Origin of the sequence: Stenotrophomonas sp. NPDC077659 (assembly GCF_050268705.1) — a bacterium.
Taxonomy (GTDB): Bacteria; Pseudomonadota; Gammaproteobacteria; order Xanthomonadales; family Xanthomonadaceae; genus Stenotrophomonas.
Map to the genome: position 1 here is coordinate 1 of NZ_JBNNHG010000170.1, position 7,468 is coordinate 7,468.

The 7,468-nt window shown below is 68.3% G+C and carries 9 protein-coding genes; 5 read left to right on the forward strand and 4 right to left on the reverse strand.

Annotated features, from left to right (window positions below; translation table 11 throughout):
- Window positions 1-172: 172 nt before the first annotated feature.
- Complete coding sequence (locus ACQKDV_RS17155; protein ID WP_427785330.1) at window positions 173-784, reverse strand: superoxide dismutase; 612 nt, start codon at window positions 782-784, stop codon at window positions 173-175.
- Between the two features lie 224 nt (window positions 785-1,008).
- Between ACQKDV_RS17155 and ACQKDV_RS17160 the strand changes: the two genes are divergently transcribed.
- Both ACQKDV_RS17160 and ACQKDV_RS17165 read left to right on the forward strand, forming a co-directional pair.
- Window positions 1,009-1,470, forward strand: a complete 462-nt coding sequence (locus ACQKDV_RS17160; protein WP_427785332.1) for a ribonuclease domain-containing protein — start codon at window positions 1,009-1,011, stop codon at window positions 1,468-1,470.
- The gene (locus ACQKDV_RS17165; protein WP_427785334.1) at window positions 1,467-1,880 is read left to right on the forward strand and encodes a barstar family protein; all 414 of its coding nucleotides are present in this window, start codon (window positions 1,467-1,469) and stop codon (window positions 1,878-1,880) included. The genes ACQKDV_RS17160 and ACQKDV_RS17165 overlap by 4 nt, the downstream gene beginning before the upstream one ends.
- 117 nt (window positions 1,881-1,997) lie before the next feature.
- Here ACQKDV_RS17165 and ACQKDV_RS17170 read toward each other — a convergent pair whose 3' ends face one another.
- Together ACQKDV_RS17170 and ACQKDV_RS17175 are read right to left on the reverse strand one after the other, a co-directional pair.
- Window positions 1,998-3,761: a hypothetical protein gene (locus ACQKDV_RS17170; protein WP_427785336.1), complete on the reverse strand. Its 1,764-nt coding sequence runs from the start codon at window positions 3,759-3,761 to the stop codon at window positions 1,998-2,000.
- Window positions 3,762-3,771: 10 nt separating this feature from the next.
- The gene (locus tag ACQKDV_RS17175) at window positions 3,772-4,371 is read right to left on the reverse strand and encodes an NfuA family Fe-S biogenesis protein (protein WP_427785337.1); all 600 of its coding nucleotides are present in this window, start codon (window positions 4,369-4,371) and stop codon (window positions 3,772-3,774) included.
- Window positions 4,372-4,461: 90 nt separating this feature from the next.
- On the opposite strand from ACQKDV_RS17175, the gene ACQKDV_RS17180 reads away from it, so the two are divergent.
- From ACQKDV_RS17180 to zupT, 3 genes are all read left to right on the forward strand, one after another.
- Window positions 4,462-4,812: a 4a-hydroxytetrahydrobiopterin dehydratase gene (locus ACQKDV_RS17180; RefSeq protein WP_427785338.1), complete on the forward strand. Its 351-nt coding sequence runs from the start codon at window positions 4,462-4,464 to the stop codon at window positions 4,810-4,812.
- Complete coding sequence (locus tag ACQKDV_RS17185; protein WP_427785340.1) at window positions 4,809-5,225, forward strand: energy transducer TonB; 417 nt, start codon at window positions 4,809-4,811, stop codon at window positions 5,223-5,225. The genes ACQKDV_RS17180 and ACQKDV_RS17185 overlap by 4 nt, the downstream gene beginning before the upstream one ends.
- Before the next feature lie 98 nt (window positions 5,226-5,323).
- Window positions 5,324-6,133 (forward strand): zinc transporter ZupT, encoded by an 810-nt coding sequence (zupT, locus tag ACQKDV_RS17190; protein WP_427785341.1) that lies wholly within the window; start codon window positions 5,324-5,326, stop codon window positions 6,131-6,133.
- A 98-nt stretch (window positions 6,134-6,231) separates the two neighbouring features.
- Here the strand turns inward: zupT and ACQKDV_RS17195 are convergent, their stop codons facing one another.
- Entirely contained in the window at window positions 6,232-7,206 is a 975-nt protein-coding gene (locus ACQKDV_RS17195; RefSeq protein ID WP_427785342.1) for an RluA family pseudouridine synthase, read from the reverse strand.
- Window positions 7,207-7,468 lie beyond the last annotated feature (262 nt).

Here is a 7,468-nt window from a genome sequence, read left to right on the forward strand (position 1 = left end):
ACCCCCCGCTCTCCCCATGTGGGGGTGCCGGGTGGGCGCCCCACGCCCTATTGTGTTGGCCGGGCCGGTGCGGGTCATCCCACACGGGCGGCCCCGCGCCCGGCACTACCGATGCAGCAAACAAAAGGGCCGGAGTTTGCCCCGGCCTCTTCGTTTCAACCCGTTACCGCTCTCAGGCAATCGCTTCCTGGTAACGACGCTCGACCTCGTTCCAGTCGATGACGTTGAAGAAGGCGCCGATGTATTCCGGGCGACGGTTCTGGTACTTCAGGTAGTAGGCGTGTTCCCACACGTCCAGGCCCAGGATCGGCGTGTTGCCTTCCATCAGCGGGCTGTCCTGGTTGCCGGTGCTTTCCACCACGACCTTCTTGTCCGGGGTCACGCTCAGCCAGGCCCAGCCGCTGCCGAAGCGGGTCAGCGCCGCCTTGGTGAAGGCGTCCTTGAAGGTATCGAAACCGCCCAGGTCCTTGTCGATGGCCTTGGCCACGTCACCGACCGGGTTGCCGCCGGCGTTGGGGGCCATCACGGTCCAGAACAGCGAATGGTTGGCGTGGCCACCACCGTTGTTGCGCACCGGACCCTGCAGATTCTCCGGCAGCGACTTCAGCTTCTTCACCAGCTCTTCGACCGGCAGGTCAGCGTACTCGGTCCCTTCCAGCGCCGCGTTGACGTTGTTGATATAGGTCTGGTGATGCTTGGTGTGATGGATTTCCATCGTTGCCGCATCGATGTGCGGTTCCAGCGCGTCGTAGGCGTAGGACAGCTTGGGCAGGGTGTAGGCCATGATGCATCTCCTGATAGCGAGGGCACCCGACGAGGGCGTCGGGCGGTGCGCGTTGAATGATGGGGACAGGGCGCCAGATTACCAAGGGGGGTGTAAAGGAAATTGCGTCCTGCGGGTGATCGCAGTGACAATTGTTACGCACCGGTGACGCGGCGATCATTCCTCATGCGCGATGCAGCGCCCAAGCGCTACAGTGCATGCACTTCCCTCGCCTGCCCCGGCCCATGCGCAATCCCCGGCTGTTGATCACCGCCATCGCCTTGCTGTTGCTGGGCCTGGTCGCCAACCATTTCCTGCAGCGGCCACCCGCACCGCAGTTCGCGCCGGACCTGCAGGGGACGGACAGCCGCGCCGCCCCGCCTGCACGCGCCACCGGCAATGACCGCAGCGACGGACTGCCCGGCTTCCTGCCGGCCGAGGCACGGCAGACCATCGCGCTCATCCAGCGCGGCGGCCCCTTCCCGCACCGTCAGGACGGCAGCACCTTCGGCAACCGCGAACAGCGGCTGCCGCAACGGCCGCGCGGCTATTACCGCGAATACACGGTCGACACTCCGGGCGCCTCCAACCGTGGGGCGCGCCGCATCATCACCGGTGGCGACCCGCCGCAGGCGTGGTACTACACCGACGATCACTACGATTCGTTCCGCAGCTTCACCGTACCGGCCCCCGGAGAACGCCCATGAGCCACGACGATTTCGGCCTCGGCCTGCATGACATCAACAACGCCGGCGTCTATGCCATCGATACCGGCGACATCGGCGCGCTGGCGGCCGCCATGCGTGATGCCGCGTTGAAGGTGATCCGCATCGACCTGCACGGCGTAGCCGACAAGCGTACCCTGCTGGCACGGTTGGCCGCGCAACTGGACTTCCCCGCCGGTTTCGGTGGCAACTGGGATGCCCTGGCCGACAACCTGCGCGACCTGCAGTGGCTGCCGGCACCGGGTTATGCGCTGTTCCTGGCCGATGTGGACGCACTGCGCGCCGGGGCGGCGAAAGAGTTCGACACCCTGCTGGATGTCATGGACGAGGCCAGCCGCGATTGGGTCGGGCGTGATGTGCCGTTCTGGGTGTTCCTGTCACAGAGCGCGTGAGGACCTCTTCCACGCATGGCGTGGATCCATGGGTAGCGCCGGGCCATGCCCAGCGAGCGCGCATCGCGGCATGCACACGGCCGCCGGGCATGGCCCGGCGCTACCGTAAGTCCAACGTCACCGGCTGCCGTTGTCTTCCTGCAGTTCTTTCTTGAACGGGATATCCGGCGGCGGCCGTGCCACGGCCGGCTGGTCCTGCATGTTCGGGTCGGTCAGGCCACAACCACCACCGGCCTGCAGGATCGAGATCACGCAGGAGATCTTCGTGCTGGTCCCCGGCAACGGAATCTCCATCGCCTTGACGCCCTTGCGCACCCACTCGGCCAGCAGCGATTCCTGTGGCACCCAGTATTTATCGAACGAGGTGGGCGTGTAGTCGTACGGCGGGCGCTTCAGCCACCGGCCCGACTCGGCGATGCGTTCCTTGGTCCAGCCATCATTGGCACCCCCCGGCGCACCGCGCTCGGCGGCACCCGTGCCGTCCTCGCCAGGCACGTTGACGCTGCCATCGGCATTGAACAATCCCTGCCCCGCACCGCGTGCACTGGCCTGCGCGGCACCAGTGCGCGCACCGTCACGGTTGCGGTCCGAGGCCCCCCAGTCGTCCCCCTTGGCGGGCGTGGCCCAGTTGCCAGGGGTCGGCGCAGGACGCGCGCCGGCCTGTGCCGGCGTCGCTGAGCTGGCCGTTGGGCGTGATGCGGTGGCCGTGGCAGCGCTGGTGGCACTGTCTGCCGTTTCCGGTGTCGGCGTGCGGCTGGCGCCAGCGGAAGGCGATGGTGCAGGCTCCGGCGCGTTGGCCACGCTGCGTTCGCGCACCTGCACGTCACGACCGGCTGGCGCGCGCACGCTCGGTTCGCGTCCGGGCACCGCGGCCATCCGCACCTGCGGATCGACCACCGCCTGCACTTCGCGCTCGCGGACCTGCATTTCACGCCGCTGCGGCAGGCGCACTTCGACCTCGGCGCTGCGGACCGCCTGCGACACCACTGGCGCTTCCACCGAGGTGACCTCGCGTTCGCGCACCTGCACGTCACGCACGGCAGGCGCGGGCACGGTCAGCGGCGGCGTGCGCACTGGCATCGTCAGCGCAGGCGCCTGCACCGTCTGCACGCTGCGTTCGCGCACAGCGGGCGTCGTGTCACGCGGCACGATGTTCACTTCGGTACGCGGCACGCTCACCGGCGGCACTACGAATTCCGTGGTCGCCTCGGCCACTTCGGTGGCCTGCACCGGCGTCGGCGGCGGCGCGGTCGGCGGTGCCGGCTCGTTCCGGGCCGGCGCGGGTGGTACCACGGCGGCACTGGCCGCCTCGGCAGGGGCTGCGGGGGCAGGCGCGGCAGGCTGCGGGCGCGGCGCGCTGGCCTCACCCGCGGGCTGGCCACTGGCCACCGCACCGGCCTGCGCTGCGGCAGCGGCTTCAGCGCCGGGCTGGTCGCCGCCGCCTTCCTGAGCACCGCGACCGACAAATTCGATCTGCACGCGCTCGCCTTCGGCACCGGCCTCATCCGGTGCCGTGATGCGGATCACCGCCACCCACAGCAGCAGCAGGAAGAACAACAGGTGCAGCAGCGCGCTGACCACCGCCGAGGTCCAGCGCATCCAACGCTGGTCGCGCGGGGCCGGCTCCCAGCCCTGCCACAGCAGCCGCCGCGCCGCGCCCAGCGGGCTCAGTGCCGGCACTGTTCCGGGCCGACCAGGCAACGGTCGCGGCAACAGCACCGCGATCACATCGCTGGCGTGGAACGGCCGAGCGATCGGTTTCAGCGAGCGCAGCCAGATCGCCCAGCCATACGGCAGGCGCGTGCGCTTTTCGAGGATGAGGGGGTGCTGCTGGCGCGCCAGCAGCAGATCGATCAGTTGCTCGGCGCTGGGCAGAGGCACGCGTTGGCGATCAGGCGGCGTTACCGCGGGGGATGTACGGCGCGTGGCCGCTGTCATGGTCGGTCGCGTCACGCACGGCGGTCACGCCCGGCACGCGGCCCATCAGGGTCTTTTCGATGCCCTGCTTGAGCGTGACGTCGGCCATGCCACAGCCCTGGCAACCGCCGCCGAAGCGCAGCAGCACCACGCCGTCGGCCGAGACTTCCTGCACCGCGACCTTGCCACCATGCGAAGCGAGCTGCGGGTTGACCTCGTTTTCCACCACCCAATGCACGCGCTCGACCAGCGAGGCGGCCTCGCCGGGCGCTTCGCCCTTGATGCGCGGGGCCTTGATGGTCAGCTGCTGGGTACCGGCGTTGCCCGGCACGATGTCGATCTCGGCACCGTCGAGCCAGGCCACGCTGCGCGCGTCCACATACAGAGTGAAGCCATCGCAGTCCACCGCCCACTCGTCGCCCAGCAGGTCGGCGGGTTCGGCGAATTCCAGGCGGGCGTCTGCGCGCGCGGTGCCCGGGTCGACCGCGCTCAGGCGCACGCCCATGCCGGGCACGCCCTCGCGTTCGATCAGCTTGCGGAAGTGGGTCTGGGCAGTGTCGGAGATCTGGATCATCAGGCTATTCTAGCCAAGTCAGCGCCGGTCGCTCATTCGGTTTATACACCGCCCGGCGCATTGTTCAGTCAATACGAGGTGGAGGAACCCATGTCCGACCTGATTCCGCTGGCACAGGCGCACTGCGTGCCGCGAAAGGGCAGCGACCACAAGCTGGGCGAAGCCCGCCTGGCCGAACTGCTGCCGCAGGTGCCGGGCTGGGAACTTGCCGAGGCCGGCCAGGCGCTGGTGCGCACCTTCCGCTTCAAGGATTACTACGCGACCATGGCCTTTGTGAACGCAGTAGCCTGGATTGCCCACCACGAGGACCACCACCCGGACCTCGGCGTGCATTACGACCGCGCCGTCGTGCGCTATTCCACCCACGACGTGGGCGGGCTGAGCGAGAACGACTTCATCTGCGCGGCCAAGACCTCGGCCCTCATGGAGCACGTGAAATGAATGTTCGCCTGCTGAGCCTGTCCCTGCTCGCCGCCACCGGGCTGGCCGGCTGCGGTTCCCCGCAGCCGCCGGAGCCGCCGGCCGCGCCGCCCACCGAGGTGGCCGCGGTGAAGACCCCGCCGCCGCAGTACCCGATGGAACTGGCCTGCACCGGCGTGGGCGGCACCAGTACCTTCAAGGTCACCATCGGCACCGACGGCAAGCCCAGCGAAGTGCTGCTGCTGACCGGCGCCGGCAATGCGCAGCTGGACGAGCTGGCCAGGACCGCCGTGCAGGCCTGGGAATTCAAGGCCGCTACCCGCAACGGCCAGGCCGTGCCGGCCACCATCCAGGTACCGGTCAGCTTCAACCCGCCGCAGCCCAAGCCGGACCAGTGCTTCGCCATCGAAGAGCGGATGCGCCGCGGCGGCTGAAGGCCGACGTGGTGTCGAGGCCAGCCGACGCCCGCCTCGCCCCCGCCGCCCCGGCACATTCCGGGGCGGCTGCTGAACGATCAGGATCGCGTCGGTAAATGCTGCAGATCTCCCCGGAAAATTTCTGGATCGCGCTCGCGGTCACCCTCGCCGCCGGCCTGGCAACGGCCATCGGCAGCCTGCTGGTCCTGTTCTCGCGCCGCCCCAGCCCGCGCCTGCTGGCGTTCGGCCTGGCCTTTGCCGGCGGGGCGATGGTCTATGTGTCGCTGTCGGAAATCCTGAACAAGTCGATCGAATCCTTCGCGCTGGCCTACGGCGAGCGCAGCGGCTTCACCTGGGGCACCCTCGCCTTCCTTCTGGGCGTGCTGGCGATCGTGGCCATCGATCATCTGATCCCGAACCCGCACGAGACGCTGGATTCAAAGGAACCGGCGTTTCGCGACAACAACAAGGCCTATATCAAGCGGGTCGGCCTGCTCACGGCGGTGGCGATCACCGCGCACAACTTCCCGGAAGGCCTGGCGACCTTCTTCGCCACCGTGGAAAGCCCGTCGGTGGGCATGCCGCTGGCCTTCGCCATCGCCATCCACAACATTCCCGAGGGCATCGCCATCGCGGTGCCGGTGTACTTCGCCACGCAGAGCAAGCTGCACGCCTTCCTGGCCAGCCTGCTGTCCGGCCTGGCCGAGCCGGTGGGCGCGGTGCTCGGCTATTTCCTGCTGAAGGGCTCGCTGTCGCATGCCACGTTCGGCTGGGTGTTCGGGCTGATTGCCGGGGTGATGGTGTTCCTGGCGCTGGACGAACTGCTGCCTGCGGCCAAGCGCTATGCCAAGGGCCACGAGACCGTGTACGGGCTGGTGGCCGGCATGGGCACGCTGGCGATCAGCCTGGTGCTGTTCAAGTGGTGATCGGTTTGTAGAGTCGAGCCATGCTCGACTGGCTTTCCTCGACAGGCTTGCCGCGACCCGGCCGAGAAGCCGTCGAGCATGGCTCGACGCTACAAGGGTTACTTCAGGCGGTCCAGCGCCTCGACCAGCTCCTCGGCCAGCGGTGCGTTCAGCACGTACGGGGTCTTTCCGGCGTCCAGCGCGAACTCCAGCGAGGCCGCGTGCAGGAACAGCCGCTTCAGGCCGATCTGCTCACGAAGCCGCTTGTTGACTGCCGGATCGCCGTATTTGTCGTCACCGGCCACCGGATGCCCCAGATGCTGGGCATGCACGCGGATCTGGTGGGTACGGCCCGTTTCGATGCGCACTTCGCAGTACGAATGGCCGCCCTTGCGCTCCAGCACCCGGAAATGGCTGATCGATTCCTTCCCGATCGCGTTGACCTGGACGTGGCGCTCGCCCCCCTGGCGCAGGCCCACGTGCAGCGGCGCGTCGACCGTCATCACGCCGTCGGGCATGCGGCCAGCCAGCAGGGTCAGGTAGCGCTTGCGGATGCCGGCGCCGTGGTCTTCACGCAGCAGCGCCTGCAGCTCGCTCAGGGCCGAACGCTTCTTGGCCACGATCAGCAGGCCCGAGGTGTCGCGATCCAACCGGTGGACCAGCTCCAGGGTCTGCCCCGGGCGCAGGGCACGCAGGGTCTCGATGGCGCCGAAGCTGATACCGCTGCCGCCGTGGCTGGCCACGCCGGTCGGCTTGTTCAGGGCCAGCAGGCGGGCGTCCTCGAACACGATGGCCTGTTCCAGCCGGCGCATGAAGGACTCGGGTGGACCGGCCTTGTCTCCTTCTTCAGTGAGACGAACCGGCGGCACACGCACCTCATCGCCCGCCTCCAGCTTGCGTTCGGCCTTGGCGCGGCCGCCGTTCACGCGGACCTGGCCGCTGCGCACCAGCTTGTAGACCAGGCTGCGCGGGGCGCCCTTGAGCTGGCCCAGCAGGAAATTGTCCAGGCGCTGACCTGCACGGTCCTCGGGAACGGTGATCATGCGCACGGAAGGCTTGTCGCCGGCGGGCTTGGTGGGGTCTGAGGCAGTCATCTGGCTGTTTATTCTGTTACACTCGGGGGGCGAGATAAGGGATTGATTTTGTTGGAAGTTACTCAGGGCCAGAAGCCCAGCTTCCGACGAATCCGGCACAGTGCGCGACCACCGCCCGCGGGGCGGCCATGTTAGCGGCTCACCGGCCTTCCCGGCCATCGCCGGATGCCTGACACGCAACCGTGCTGAACATGTCCCGTGTGGCGCCTCGCGGCCGAAGCCGCTCTTCTTCACGCCACCGATGGGCACGCGCGGATCGGAG